At 38.4% G+C, this 13,228-nt stretch carries 13 protein-coding genes; 3 read left to right on the top strand and 10 right to left on the bottom strand.

Annotation, left to right across the window (positions count from 1 at the left end; translation table 11 throughout):
* Positions 1–166 precede the first annotated feature (166 nt).
* Positions 167–2,245: a helix-turn-helix domain-containing protein gene (locus tag ACRPLQ_RS09580; RefSeq protein WP_165635254.1), complete on the top strand. Its 2,079-nt coding sequence runs from the start codon at positions 167–169 to the stop codon at positions 2,243–2,245.
* 17 nt (positions 2,246–2,262) lie between these two features.
* Here ACRPLQ_RS09580 and ACRPLQ_RS09575 read toward each other — a convergent pair whose 3' ends face one another.
* From ACRPLQ_RS09575 to ACRPLQ_RS09560, 4 genes are read right to left on the bottom strand one after another with little or no spacing between them, the layout of a single operon-like run.
* A complete protein-coding gene (locus ACRPLQ_RS09575) occupies positions 2,263–2,733 on the bottom strand; it encodes a hypothetical protein (protein WP_154972997.1) in 471 nt (156 codons plus the stop codon).
* Positions 2,734–2,754: 21 nt separating this feature from the next.
* The gene (locus ACRPLQ_RS09570) at positions 2,755–2,979 is read right to left on the bottom strand and encodes a non-oxidative hydroxyarylic acid decarboxylases subunit D (RefSeq protein WP_028413104.1); all 225 of its coding nucleotides are present in this window, start codon (positions 2,977–2,979) and stop codon (positions 2,755–2,757) included.
* Positions 2,980–2,995: 16 nt separating this feature from the next.
* Complete coding sequence (locus ACRPLQ_RS09565) at positions 2,996–4,417, bottom strand: non-oxidative hydroxyarylic acid decarboxylases subunit C (protein ID WP_028413103.1); 1,422 nt, start codon at positions 4,415–4,417, stop codon at positions 2,996–2,998.
* Positions 4,418–4,419: 2 nt separating this feature from the next.
* On the bottom strand, positions 4,420–5,001 hold the full coding sequence (locus ACRPLQ_RS09560) for a non-oxidative hydroxyarylic acid decarboxylases subunit B (RefSeq protein ID WP_028413102.1): 582 nt from the start codon (positions 4,999–5,001) through the stop codon (positions 4,420–4,422).
* Between the two features lie 113 nt (positions 5,002–5,114).
* Here ACRPLQ_RS09560 and ACRPLQ_RS09555 point away from each other — a divergent pair, with 113 nt between their 5' ends.
* Positions 5,115–5,984 carry a LysR family transcriptional regulator gene (locus ACRPLQ_RS09555; protein WP_154991251.1) on the top strand — a complete coding sequence of 290 codons (870 nt, stop codon included), beginning with the start codon at positions 5,115–5,117 and terminating at the stop codon, positions 5,982–5,984.
* A 68-nt stretch (positions 5,985–6,052) separates the two neighbouring features.
* Here the strand turns inward: ACRPLQ_RS09555 and ACRPLQ_RS09550 are convergent, their stop codons facing one another.
* The 4 genes from ACRPLQ_RS09550 to ACRPLQ_RS09535 form a co-directional block, all read right to left on the bottom strand.
* Complete coding sequence (locus ACRPLQ_RS09550) at positions 6,053–7,009, bottom strand: AEC family transporter (RefSeq protein WP_028408284.1); 957 nt, start codon at positions 7,007–7,009, stop codon at positions 6,053–6,055.
* 707 nt (positions 7,010–7,716) lie between these two features.
* On the bottom strand, positions 7,717–8,121 hold the full coding sequence (locus tag ACRPLQ_RS09545) for a YkvA family protein (RefSeq protein ID WP_028413100.1): 405 nt from the start codon (positions 8,119–8,121) through the stop codon (positions 7,717–7,719).
* A 99-nt stretch (positions 8,122–8,220) separates the two neighbouring features.
* Positions 8,221–8,502 (bottom strand): hypothetical protein, encoded by a 282-nt coding sequence (locus ACRPLQ_RS09540; protein ID WP_033579186.1) that lies wholly within the window; start codon positions 8,500–8,502, stop codon positions 8,221–8,223.
* Between the two features lie 88 nt (positions 8,503–8,590).
* On the bottom strand, positions 8,591–9,226 hold the full coding sequence (locus tag ACRPLQ_RS09535; protein WP_033579187.1) for a DUF1796 family putative cysteine peptidase: 636 nt from the start codon (positions 9,224–9,226) through the stop codon (positions 8,591–8,593).
* Positions 9,227–9,459: 233 nt separating this feature from the next.
* On the opposite strand from ACRPLQ_RS09535, the gene ACRPLQ_RS09530 reads away from it, so the two are divergent.
* Positions 9,460–10,464: an LLM class flavin-dependent oxidoreductase gene (locus ACRPLQ_RS09530; protein ID WP_028413099.1), complete on the top strand. Its 1,005-nt coding sequence runs from the start codon at positions 9,460–9,462 to the stop codon at positions 10,462–10,464.
* 27 nt (positions 10,465–10,491) lie between these two features.
* Here ACRPLQ_RS09530 and ACRPLQ_RS09525 read toward each other — a convergent pair whose 3' ends face one another.
* Together ACRPLQ_RS09525 and glcD are read right to left on the bottom strand one after the other, a co-directional pair.
* Positions 10,492–11,811: a (Fe-S)-binding protein gene (locus tag ACRPLQ_RS09525; protein WP_034269143.1), complete on the bottom strand. Its 1,320-nt coding sequence runs from the start codon at positions 11,809–11,811 to the stop codon at positions 10,492–10,494.
* Complete coding sequence (gene glcD / locus ACRPLQ_RS09520; protein ID WP_034269140.1) at positions 11,808–13,220, bottom strand: glycolate oxidase subunit GlcD; 1,413 nt, start codon at positions 13,218–13,220, stop codon at positions 11,808–11,810. The genes ACRPLQ_RS09525 and glcD overlap by 4 nt, the downstream gene beginning before the upstream one ends.
* Between the last annotated feature and the right edge of the window lie 8 nt (positions 13,221–13,228).

Here is a 13,228-nt window from a genome sequence, read left to right as displayed (position 1 = left end):
CGCACTCATCTCCTTTTTATTCCATTTAATGTAATGTTTTGTAACAAATCGATTCGTTACATAAATATTAAAAAATTCTGACTACTTTTTCAATGTGCATTTCTATATAATAAGAACTATAACTATGTATTTTTTTACATTAAGTAGTCTATAAGGGGTTGTTAATATGAGTGATTTATTAGCTAATATGAAAGGTTATCTTACATCTATTATTAAAAACAGTTCTTATCAAATTTGGACAAGTATTGATTCTGCAAATTTTAACATGATTTTTTCCAGTTCTTTATGCTCATCCCTGACTTACACTCCTCCCACTAGCCTACATAACGGCAGTGATTCCTTTCAAAAGCATATCGCATATGAAGAGTTCGAAGAAATTTACTTATCCTTTCCAAACCGGTATGCGTTTGTTGTTCGCATATTTGCTAAGCATGACTGGACACCACAACAAATAAAGAAGCTATCCGCTAACTTTTCTCCTTATGTGCTGCAAAAAAAGCTAGAGCGGCATGAGCACATTTTGAACGTACTTATGAAAAGCATTAAGGAAATCTCGCTTTTACAAGACTCTGACTATCTATTAACAAGAATTCTAGAAAATGCTCTTTCAGTTATTTCTGTTGCGGATATGGGCGTGCTGTGGATGTTTGATTCTTCCACTGAATTTCTTTTGCCTCGCGCCTGGTCCGGGGGGCCAAACAATGAAATTCAAAACATGAAAATGAAAGTTGGCGAAGGAATTATCGGAAAGACATTTCAGCATAATAAAAGCTATATGTATACGAACTTAGAGGATATAGTACGCGATTCTTCTACTATGACTGACGATAATATTCACTATCTTAATCAGTCCTATACATTTACACACATTCAATCTATTATTTCTGTCCCAATTTGCATGGAAGAACAAACGGTATGCGTACTCATTATTTATCAAAACGGTACAACTCCTCTTTTAAATGAAGAGGATAAAGAATTGTTAGAAAGCTTTTCCGATCAAGTTTCGATTGCTCTCTTAAACTCAGCGCTTTTTGAAGATGTAAAAAAACAAAATGAACTTTTAATACGCCGCGATCAAATTCATCGCACATTCATGAACGTTTCACTTCAAAGTAAAGGAATTGAACCGATACTTACCGAATTACGCCGAATGGTTACATCTCCCGTCACCATTGTAGATTTTGTTGATAATAAGACCTATGGCTTTTTAAAATTTCTTGATGTAGACACAAAAACAGCTGAATTTCACACGCATTTTCTTTTACATACAAAAGCTTGCTTTTATACTATTGAGTCACACAACCAGAAGCACAGCGTCTACATTCAACCGATACACGGCATTGATACGCTCTTAGGGTTAGTTATTCTGCAGACAAATCAAGAAGATCTTTCCTCTCTAGATCAAGTGGCACTCGAACAAAGCAGCTCTGTTATTGCACTAGAAATGCTGAAAAAACAAACGTTAGTCGATTTATTTTACAAGCGAACGCATGAACTATTTAGTGAATACTTATCATGTTATGACACCACTTTACTGTATCAAAAAGCAAATGAGCTAAACATTGATACAAAAAAGCATATTCTAGTCGCTCTTATTACCATTCGTTCACAGGCGGACCTCCAGCTCTTAAACTTACATCTTCATCGCCTTGTATCTGACATCAAATCGGTTTTCAGCTTAAAAGCGCCGGTCGTATACGGATTCGACACGAAAGTAACCATTGTATTCACGCTTGATTCTTATGAAGACCATCATGCTATTATCAAACAATTAGAAGATTCACTCTCAAAATGGCGTTACTACAATGAATGTCATGTAAAAATAGGGATTGGAAGTCGTTATTCTCACTTTACCCGAATAGAAAAAAGTTATAGTGAAGCTGAAAAAGCTGTCTCTTACCTTCTGTCTCAGCAGCAAGATGGATGCATGTTGTATGAGGAAATAGGAATTAACCGCTTATTTATTAATCAATCGAAAGAAGAAGTAAAAACCTTTATTGATGAAGTATTTGTCCCTCTTAAAAACAATCATTTGAATGATGAACCTTTAGAGCAAACGCTAGAAGCGTATTTTGATAACAACCGTTCTGCTTCACTTACAGCTAAGCAGCTTCATATTCACGTTAATACACTCTATCAGCGGTTGAAGAAAATCGAAGATAAAATGAACATATCATTTACAAATAGTGAACATCTATTAAAAGTGCAGCTAGCGTGCTATTTGAAAAAATTTCACTACAGCTAAAAAACCGATTCTTATTTTTAAGAATCGGTTTTTTCAGTAGAAAGAACAGCCTTAATTGATTGCTCCCAGCGGCTCAGTACCTCTTTGGAATCATGAAGCTGAAATTGAATGCCCGATGTTAAAACTGCATATTTTGCGTAATCTTCTTTAACAGCGGCTACTTCTCCCGTAAATAGCTCATAGCCTGATAACACAGGAGCTTCTTTTTTCAGCCAAAATTTAATGTAATAAGCTTTGCCTTCAACAACTAATGTAACGGTTGCCTTATGATTCTGTATCATGTTTTTTGAAGACGTGGTATCTTTCCATACTAACAGCTTGACGCGCGAAGAGCTAATAGCTACCAGCTCTCCTGCGCTAATCATTGCTACATGAGGAAACCCCTCGGATGTCACTGTAGATAGCAGCATCGCAGCATGCTGTTTCCTTTCTAGATCTTTTCCATTTAAAAATACGCGCACGGCTTTTGGCAGCTCTGCTTTATTCATTTTACTTACCACCTTTGCTGATTAAGATCGGGGTGGCACAGGAGGCACATGCGTTGCCAGCGGTACGTCTTTTGGATTGATTTTAAATGGTCGAGGGTATTTTTCAGGATTGGTGATCGTCTCAGGTTCAGAAGAACGCCAGGTAAACAAACACACGTTGCATAAGTAAATCTCCCAGGCTCCTTCAACTGGTGATTTAGATACTAAGTTCGCTTGTTTGGCTTCACATCTTGGACAAGTATGCATGTCGATTCCTCCTTGTTTATTTTTGCATCATATTCGTTAAGATTTTTTCCCATTTTTCAGTTTCAAGTGGTGTATCTAAAGGCTGCGAGTAGTGGCCTCTTGTTTCTGGTGCAACCGGTGTTGTAGCATCCAAAATCATTTTATCTGTAATACCAGCCGGATCAGATCCTGGATCAAGTGGCAGAACTGAGAGATTAGGCACTGTTATAACATCATGTTTTGGGTGCATTTTTGTCGATAGCGCCCACATGACTTGCGGTAAATTAAACGGATCCACATCTTCGTCTACTAAAATAACTAGCTTGCAATATCCTAATCCATGCGGCGTAGTCAATGCCCTCATACCAACCGCCTTAGCAAATCCTCCGTATCGGCTTTTCGTTGAAATGATAGCAACGAGACCATGAGTATACATCGCGTTCACCGCTTCAATCTCTTCAGGATATGCTTCTTTTAGCTGCTGATATAAAGGAACGCTTGTATTGATTCCAATTAAATAATCTGTTTCTGTCCAAGGCATACCGATATATAGACTTTCAAAAATAGGATCTTTGCGATGGTATACGCGATTGATTTTGATAACAGGCATGCTTCTCCCACCGGAGTAATGACCTGTAAATTCACCAAAAGGACCCTCATACTCACGTTCACCAGCTAAGATTTCTCCCTCTAAAATCACTTCTGCTCCCCAAGGTACATCTAAATCAGAAAGCTGAGACTTCACAATTCTGTACGGCTCACCTTGAATAGCTCCTGCCATTTCATACTCTGATTGATCGTAATGAAGCGGCGTAGCAGCTGCTGTGACAATCGCGGGTTCACATCCTAAAGCAATTGATACAGGGAGGTTTTCACCTTTTTCTTCGGCTTGTTTCAAGTGAATGGCAATATCATGCTGTGGCACGGGCTGAATGCCTAGACGGTCTTTCCCTTTGACCTGCATACGATATATACCTACGTTTTGTTTGCCGAAATGCGCCTTATCATGCTGATCACGAGAAATAACGCACGCTTTATCTAGATAATAGCCTCCGTCTCCTTGATTCAAGCGGAACAATGGCAAAAGGTCGAATAAGTTAATATCATCTTTAATTTCACACTCATGAAATGGCGCTGTTTCTTCTCTTTTCACTTTAACAGGAAATTTTTCATATCTCCGAGCAAACTCAAAGAACTGTTCTTTTACAGGAGTTGATTTAGGCAGTCCCATCATTAACGCGTGATTTGACCAGGAACCCATTACGTTTAGAGCTACCTTTGCGTTGTTATATCCATAAATATTTGTAAATAATAATCCCGGCGTTTGATCTCCTAAATTACTGATGGCTTGACCTGCTGAACCTAAATCCGGATCTGGCTGCACTTCATCTGTAATCGTCAGCAGCTGCCCTTCTTTATGTAGCGTATCAAGGAAATCTCTAAAGTCTTTATAAGCCATGTTTATTTTCCTCCTTGTGATAAATGTTTAATTCCATTCCATCTTTTTGCCTCAGGAAGCTCAATTCCTAATTGATCTAACGTTCGAACAGCAATATGCGTGACAATATCATCAATTGTCTCAGGTTTGTTATAAAAAGCTGGCATAGGAGGCACGAGGATAGCTCCCATTTTTGAGAGATCCAGCATGTTTTCTAAATGAATCGTATTCAAAGGCGTTTCTCGAGGAAGTAGCACCAGTGGCTTTCTTTCTTTTAACATCACATCTGCCGTTCTTGCTATTAAGTTATCTGCTAGTCCCATTCGAATAGATGCTAATGTTTTCATGCTGCAAGGACTTACAATCATTCCGTCTATACGAAATGAACCGCTCGAAATTTTTGCTGCTTGGTCTTGATATGAATAACAATAATCTGCTAGCGCTTCTACTTGCCTAACGCTATACGGTGTTTCCAGCTTAATTGTGGCATGAGCCCAAGACGACATGACTAAATGCGTTTCAACAGAAGCCTTCTTCAAAAGCTCTAAAATTCGAATACCTAGAATAGCTCCTGTGGCTCCTGTTATTCCTACAGCTATTTTCATTTCTTTTCCTCCTCTCTGCTTTGGTCACACATTTAACTTTACACTTATTTTCCATACAATTAAAATATTGATAAAGTATATAATAATACCTTTAAAGTATGGAGTTGAATATAGTGGAATTAAGACAGCTGCATTATTTTATTGTCATAGCTGAAGAATTAAATGTAACTAAAGCAGCCAAGCGTCTGCACATGGCTCAGCCTCCTTTAAGCAGACAGCTAAAGCAGCTCGAAAATGAGCTGGGCCTTTTGCTTTTTGAACGAAACAATAACAAGCGCTTATTGTTAACGGCCGAAGGAGAGCTTTTTTTAAAACGAGCGAAAGAAATTGTGCAAAGGATCGAAAAATCAGTATTGGAAGTACAGGAATGTAAAAACGTAACAAATGAAAAGCTTGAAGTCGGATGTACAATCTACTGTGCATCAACGGTTCTAGATAAGCTAGCTCTTATTCAAAAACAGTATCCAAACAGTACTTTTAATATCTATGAAAACGAACCAGCTCATTTAAACGAGTTGTTGACGGATGGAAAGATTGATGTAGCAGTCACCACTACAGACTTACCTTATCAACAGGTAAAAACAAAAACACTTGCACCAGATGTCTTTGTTGTAGCAGTTCCCAAAGAAAGTAGTTATGCAACAGAAAAGATTTCAGTCGCTGAAATCGCTTCTCTCCCTCTTATTCTTCTTCGTTCAAATCGGGAAATAAGCATATACAATCGCATTATAAAGGAATTTAAAAAGATGGATATAACACCTACCATTTTATGCGAATGCCATGACTCAGCGATGCTTCTTAATTTAGTATGTCGTGGCCTTGGTGCTGCTATTGTTCCTTATTCGATGCTATCTTCTTTTTCGCTAGAACATATTAAAATTTTAAGCATAGAAGATAATCCATTTGTAATTGAGCCTTTAGTTACGTGGCGTACCGATAGTTATCTCCCCAAAATCGCTCAAGAATTTTTAAAGCTTTTTTAAGTATAGATGCACAAAAAAGGCTTTGCTAAAATAGCAAAGCCTTTTTTATTTTATATTGATATATGTGACTACATTAACCAAGAAATTAATAGCGGTAATGTAACAAGTGACATAATGGCACTAAGTACGAATGCTGAAGCTGTTTCACCAGCTAGGCTATCAAAGCGCACTGAAATCATCGCTGCTACAGCTGAACCTGGGAACGCTACTAATAACACTAATTTTACGATGTCAGCTGATGATAGACCCATTGCTGTTGCAATTCCTAACATTACAAGCGGCTGAATAGCCACTTTTAAAATCGCAATACCAAATGCCGCTGGGCTAAATTGAATTTTACGGATACCAATTGTTACCCCAACTGCGAATAGTGCCGCACCAGATGTAATTGAACCAATTTGATCTAAACTGCTTGATAGTAAATCTGGAGATTGGAACCCACATAGCACTAATACTACTGCGATTAACGGAACACAAGCTAACGGTTCAGAAAGACCGTGTAAGATTGATTTAATCGTTACTTTAAATAAGCTTTCTTCAGAATCCCCTTCACTTCTTTCGCGCTGTCCAACCGTACCAATAATAGTTGCTAAAGGATCAAGCATCGCATTTACTACGATACCCGTAATAGCGATTGGAATTGCTACTACATCCGCGCCAAACAAGCTACCTAATACGGGAATACCCATAAACGCAAACGTTGGCTGCGTAGAGTTTAAAGAGAACATAGACGCGCCTGTTAGTGAGTATTTGAATACATATTTTGCAACAAGTAAGAAAAGAACATAAAATCCAATAATACCAAGAACTAATGCTAGTAAAAACGGCCATTTTTCAATAAGCGTTTGTTTTGATGTTGTTGTAATACCAACGAATAGATGTGCAGGTAACGCAAATTTTGTTACAAGCGTATTTAACCCTTTAGATGTTGTTGCATCAAACTTTTTAAAATATCCTGCTAAATAACCTAGCAAAATAACAAAAAAGATTGGGGTTAAAATAATAAAGATTTGACTAATTTCCATTTTTGAACACTCCATTGTTTAGATTAGAATCAATCATATAAATTTGCTTTCTTAGAAAGATAATTATCTTCTAAGGCTTGTCTATGGATATTGTTTACGTCAGGCCATTCATCTCCCCTTTTGCTAAACATCTCTACAAATATGAAGTAACGTATAATGGTTCATGAAAACGCATGGACTTTGTTTTTCTGCAATCATTTATTTACTTCGAAACTGTTCATTTAATCAACATCAAATCACATAAAACTTGTCATACAATACAGTAACTCTACAACCTTAGTAAAAACTTGTCATACAATCATGTTGTTGGCTTACTTAGGCTGAAAAAAAACACCTTCAAATGAAAGATGCTTAATCTTGTGACGAAAGAAAGCGACTTCTGATTGATGAGGAAGAATCTCTAAGAGTTTGAAACTCTCAGTTAAAAAGTTCCATAATTTCACAAAGTTTTTACAAACTATCTTACTTATTTGTATATTGCTTTCTGTGACGAATTTATGAACATGTTTTAACTTAACATTTGTAGGGGAATTATTCAATTACATTGCTTAAAATTTTAATGAAAAAAATATTTTAATCCTGTTTTTTTTACATAAAACGGATTAAAATAGTCATAAAGACCTATATATTATCGGTTAAAAAGAAGATGATTCATCTATCACCTTCTTTTGCTCACTTTATTTAATAATGACATTTTGATCATAACGTTACTTTATTTTAGCATCAATAATGGAAAAATTGTGTTCTTCTGAAAACCACGTTTTGATTTTTTCTTTTGCTTTCAGTTTAACATCTTCATCAATGTACATGGCAACTTGAATCAATGCAAGCCCCAGAGCTCCTAAATCATCTGTAAATCCAACTCCTGCTGCAAAGTCCGGAATTAAATCTAAAGGAAGAATAAAATAACCTAACGCTCCTATAATCACTGCTTTTGCTTTTGGAGGAATATCAGGCTTTTGCAGCGTGTAGTATAAAAGCAGTACGGCATAAACAACGTTTGCTCCCGCTTTTTTACCAAACTTTTTAAGCTTGTCCCAAAATTTTTCTTCCGAATAATATTTGGCTGTTTCCTCTGTACGAACGGGTACAATTTCTTGTTTCTCTTCCATATCGATCACCCTTTCATCACCATATGTACTTATTATAAACGATTATCTCTACCGAATTCCATTGAGAGCTTAAACTCCATAAACCTGCACAAAGCAGGCTTATGAATTTTTTAATGAGTAATGCTTCATAACGATAGTAACTAAGTCATTCAGCGCCGTTTCACTTTTAGAATGATTTTCAAACTGCTGAATGAGATCCATATGTTCAAGCAGCACTTCGTAATTACCCGTCATCTTTCTCAGAACTTCATATGCGGAACTATTCAAATCCACTTGTATTTTCAAATCCTCCAGCTGTACTAGATACTCATTCCAGCGCTGATCTTGTTCTAGCAGCAGCAACACAATTTCTTTTATCGCCTTCCGCACATTGGACTCCATCTTTTCATCTCCTTTGATACACAGATATAACAAAGTCTATGAAAAAAACGAGCTTTTTCATTCCCGTATTACACAAAAAGAGTTTCTTTTATTTTATAACAAGCCCGCTTAAGAGCTCTTCCCATACTTTATCATCGCGCAGCACGTCCATTGAAAAAATAGGTGCATGTAAAACACATGTATAAGGCAAGTCCCAGTTAGCTTCGGACAAAAGTTCTTTTTCACTGTTTGTCAGCAGCAGTATATAGAAATCGTTTTTGACCATTCCCTTTAAAACATGCTCTAATTCTTTCGCTTCTTCATACGTTCCACCCATACGAATAAACAATATACAAGAACTGGTCTCCATTGACGTTAAAAATCGCTCCGTTCTCCGTTCATATTTTTCTTTGACTTCATTATATGAAAGCCAGTTAGTCTCCGTATTAATAGACGACGGAAAATCATGAGCAGAATCAATTTGATACACCTTATCACGCAGTCTAAGCGTGGAACCATCTCCGAAAGAACTGATATAGGTTAAGTGTTCATATACAAATAAGTCTTTACAGCGATTTTTCAACAGCTGATTGACATGAGAAAGAGAAATGCTAATACACCAATCAATCACCCCGGCTTGTTTTCGCAAAGAATATTTTTTCATATATATCCCTGGAAAACAGTTATAGCCTAAACTGTATATCATATCGTACTGCTTGCTTTTTAGTTCATTTAAAGTAACCATATTCATCCTCCCTTCTTCTATAAAATATGACAGTCTTTTATAGAAAGAGGCGGCTTCTGCCTTATACCGTACAAGCTTTTTGCGTTTTAGGAGCTTGTGTAATAAAAGAGTAAGGAATTAAAAAAAACAACCGAAGCAAAATATTTTGGAACTCGAAAGATTCTTGTTAAAATACTTGTATTCCATTGAAATAACAAGGCCTATGAAGTCTTTAAAGAAAGAAGATGAAATTGATGAGTAAAGCATTAAAAGATATTCCGATTTCCGTGTTAGATCTTTCTCCTGTAGTTGAAGGAGGAACTGTATCTGACTCACTTAGAAATACATTAGATTTAGCTCAGCACGCTGAAAAATGGGGGTATAACCGCTATTGGCTAGCTGAACATCATAATATGACAGGTATCGCAAGCTCCGCTACATCTGTTGTAATTGGTCATGTCGCTGGAGGCACGTCACGCATTCGCGTAGGCTCTGGCGGCATTATGCTTCCTAACCATTCTCCGCTTGTTATTGCTGAGCATTTTGGTACGCTTGAATCACTATTTCCAGGACGTATTGATTTAGGCTTAGGAAGAGCGCCAGGGACAGATCAGCTGACAGCGCAGGCGCTGCGACGCGACCGCAGAAGCGACGGCAGTGACTTCCCAGAACAGCTGGCCGAACTGCAAGAATACTTTAAACCTGCTTCAGAAAGTCAGATGCGTGTTAAAGCTGTTCCCGGTCAAGGTTTAAATATTCCGATTTGGCTCCTTGGCTCAAGCGGTTTTAGCGCACAGCTTTCTGCACAGCTAGGCTTGCCATTTTCATTTGCAAGTCACTTTTCGCCTAATAATACAATGACAGCTCTTAACATGTACCGTCGTTATTTTAAGCCGTCCGACGTGTTAGAGAAACCATATGCAATGTTAGGTGTAAACGTAATCGCTGCTGATACAGATAGAGAAGCTGAACGCTTGGCTACTTCTATGCAACAGCAGTTTCTAAATTTAATTCGAAACACACCGGGTAAACTAAAAGCTCCTGTGGATAATATGGATGAACTATGGACTGACTTTGAAAAAGCTTCTCTTCAACAGCAGCTGGGCTCTTCTATTGTCGGAAGTCCTGAGACGATTAAAGTCAAGCTTGAACAGTTTATTGAAGAAACAGAAGCAGATGAACTGATGATTAACGCTCAAATTTACGATCACAAAGCTCGCCTTCGTTCGTACGAAATTGTTTCTCAGCTGTTCAAATAATAAAAAGGCCGGAAACGTCCGGCCTTTTTATTTGCTTTCTACTGCTTCAAGAAGTAAATCTGCAAGATGAACGGCCCTTACACTTTCTTCTACTCCTTCTCTGACTACGCCTAGCTTCATTTGAATGAGACAGCCAGGGTTTGCTGTTACAATTGTATGGGCATGGGCTTCTTTCACTTTTTCCATTTTATAATCTAAAATTTGCATAGACATCTCTTGTTCCGTTAAGTTATAAATACCAGCTGATCCGCAGCAATGAGCCGCATTTTCCATTTCATTAAACACCGTTCCGTTAATCGCTTGGATCAGTTTTCTCGGTGCGCTGGACGTTTTCATCACGTTTCTTAAATGACACGAATCTTGATACGTAATAATTTGACTTGGGAGCGATAACTTTTGTCTTTCTACAAACTGCTGCTGCAATAAAATCTCTGAGAAATCTTTGACTTTTGCAGAAAAGACCGCTGCTCTTTCTTTCCATTCCGGCTCATCTTTTAATAGATGATCGTATTCCACTAACAGCGCACCGCAGCCGCCTGCATTAAGAACAATATCATCCGCTTGAATGGATTCAAACGCCATAATATTTTGTTTTGCTAACCTTTTTGCCTGATCTTTTTCTCCGCCGTGCGCATGCAGGGCGCCACAGCACGTCTGCACTTCTGGTATAACGACCTTACACCCCGCTTTTTGTAAAAGTGCAATCGTCGCGTTGTTTGTTTCCATAAACATCGTGTCCATTAAACACCCTGTAAAAAAAGCAACCGTACGCTCTCTTGTTCCTTCTGCTTCAAATAAAAAAGGACGTTTCTTCATTTCTTTTTTTGTTGGCACAGGCGGAAGCGTTTTTTCCATTTGTGCTAAATTACCGGGCAGGACGTTTAATATATTTGTTTTTTGAACAGCTTTTTGCAAGCCGCTTCTTTGATAGAAAGCAAGCAGAGAATGTACATTTTTTAATCGTTTTTTATGCGGAAAAAGCTGTTCAAACACCATATGCCTGAGCGCTTTTACCGGCCATTTATGTCGTTTTTTCTGCTGAATAATATCACGCGCTTCTTCTAATAAGTGTCCGTACTTCACACCCGAAGGACAAACAGGCTCACACGCTCGGCAGCCAAGGCAAAGGTTCAATTGTTTTTCAACGGATTCATCCGGTTCAATAAGCCCATCTACAACTCCTTTCATCAAAGCAATTCTTCCGCGCGGTGACGCTGCTTCATATTGATTGGTTTGGCCATACGTCGGACAGCTTGGCAAACAAAAACCGCATCTCATACAATTCATTAACTCGTCATAATCTAACCGTTCTTTAAACGCTTGCTGAATGTCTTTTGTTGCCGTCATGAACGAACCACCACTCTTTTTCTCGTGTCTTTAGCAAAAATTTTCCCTGGATTCATAATTCCTTGCGGGTCCAAAGCATACTTAATTGCTTTCATCGCAGCTACTCCTTCTCCGCCCATCTTCAATGCTAAATACGGTGCTTTCATTTCTCCGACTCCGTGTTCACCTGTAATCGTTCCTCCAAGCTCAATGGCTTTATGAAAAATTGCTTCAAAAGCTTGTTCGACTCGGTGAAGCTCCTCTTCGTCACGCGCATCTGTTAAACAAGTCGGATGCAGATTTCCATCTCCCGCATGACCAAACGTACAGATTTTAACGTTGTATTTTACAGCAATTTCATTAATCGCTTTGACCATTTCACTAATTTTAGACCGCGGGACGGTTGCGTCTTCTAAAATCGTCGTTGGCTTCATTCGTGCTAAAGCAGAAAGAGCTGACCTTCTTGCTGTACTTAACGCTTCTGCTTCTGCTTGCGAAGCCGCTACTTTCACCGATACAGCCTTTCCTTCACTGCAGATGCGTGAAATCATTTCAATATCGCGCTTCACCACTTCTGGCGGGCCATCTTGTTCAATCAATAAGACAGCGTTTACATCAGTTGGAAGCCCAACTTGGGCAAAATCTTCTACTACTTCACACGTCGGCTGATCTAAAAATTCAAGCGTAGCCGGAATAATCTTATTGGCGATAATTGCTGAAACCGTCTTAGCAGCTGCGTCCATGTCTTCAAACAGCGCAAGCAGAGTTTGTTTTGTTTCAGGTATTGGAATGAGCTTTAAAATGGCTTCTGTCACGACGCCAAGCGTTCCCTCAGACCCGATAAACAAGTTCGTTAAATCGTAGCCAGCTACATCTTTAGCCAGCTTGCCTCCTGTCTTAATACAATCGCCGTTTGCAAGAATTACTTCAAGACCAAGAACGTAATCTTTTGTTACTCCGTATTTTAAGCCTCGTAATCCTCCTGAGCATTCATTGATGTTTCCTCCAATGGTTGATATTTTCATAGAGCTTGGATCAGGAGGATAAAATAAACCTTTTGCCTCTACGGCATTAATTAAGTCTAACGTAATAACACCCGGCTGCACGGTAGCGGTTAAATTTTCTTCATCAATTTCCAAAATTTTATTCATTCGGTTAAAGGTAAGAACAATTCCGCCTTGCGTTGGACACGTTCCTGCGCTTAGATTTGTGCCTGAGCCTCTTGGCACAATAGGAACGTGATCTTCGTTGCATATCGTTAAAATTCTTTTCACTTGATCTTTGTTTTCAGGCATAATAACTGCATCAGGAAGCGACTGAAAGTTAGGGGTTGCGTCATAAGAATATACGAGTCTTGCTTCACTGCTATCTTGAAAGTTGGCCGATCCTACAACTTCAATGAGCTTTGCTTTTGTTCGTTCATTAAGCATAACGTTCC

The organism is Priestia sp. TRN 1309 (assembly GCF_050846875.1).
Taxonomy (GTDB): domain Bacteria; phylum Bacillota; class Bacilli; order Bacillales; family Bacillaceae_H; genus Priestia; species Priestia zanthoxyli.
This window is presented reverse-complemented; position numbering and strand designations above follow the sequence as displayed.

Excerpts from the sequence above, each read along its gene's own strand:
- ACRPLQ_RS09535 (WP_033579187.1), bottom strand. The coding sequence starts at position 9,226 with ATGGTTACTTTAAATGAACTAAAAAGCAAGCAGTACGATATGATATAC.
- ACRPLQ_RS09575 (WP_154972997.1), bottom strand. The coding sequence starts at position 2,733 with ATGAATAAAGCAGAGCTGCCAAAAGCCGTGCGCGTATTTTTAAATGGA.
- ACRPLQ_RS09570 (WP_028413104.1), bottom strand. The coding sequence starts at position 2,979 with ATGCATACTTGTCCAAGATGTGAAGCCAAACAAGCGAACTTAGTATCT.
- ACRPLQ_RS09545 (WP_028413100.1), bottom strand. The coding sequence starts at position 8,121 with ATGGAAGAGAAACAAGAAATTGTACCCGTTCGTACAGAGGAAACAGCC.
- ACRPLQ_RS09540 (WP_033579186.1), bottom strand. The coding sequence starts at position 8,502 with ATGGAGTCCAATGTGCGGAAGGCGATAAAAGAAATTGTGTTGCTGCTG.
- ACRPLQ_RS09550 (WP_028408284.1), bottom strand. The coding sequence starts at position 7,009 with ATGGAAATTAGTCAAATCTTTATTATTTTAACCCCAATCTTTTTTGTT.
- ACRPLQ_RS09530 (WP_028413099.1), top strand. The coding sequence starts at position 9,460 with ATGAGTAAAGCATTAAAAGATATTCCGATTTCCGTGTTAGATCTTTCT.
- glcD (WP_034269140.1), bottom strand. The coding sequence starts at position 13,220 with ATGCTTAATGAACGAACAAAAGCAAAGCTCATTGAAGTTGTAGGATCG.
- ACRPLQ_RS09525 (WP_034269143.1), bottom strand. The coding sequence starts at position 11,811 with ATGACGGCAACAAAAGACATTCAGCAAGCGTTTAAAGAACGGTTAGAT.
- ACRPLQ_RS09565 (WP_028413103.1), bottom strand. The coding sequence starts at position 4,417 with ATGGCTTATAAAGACTTTAGAGATTTCCTTGATACGCTACATAAAGAA.
- ACRPLQ_RS09560 (WP_028413102.1), bottom strand. The coding sequence starts at position 5,001 with ATGAAAATAGCTGTAGGAATAACAGGAGCCACAGGAGCTATTCTAGGT.
- ACRPLQ_RS09580 (WP_165635254.1), top strand. The coding sequence starts at position 167 with ATGAGTGATTTATTAGCTAATATGAAAGGTTATCTTACATCTATTATT.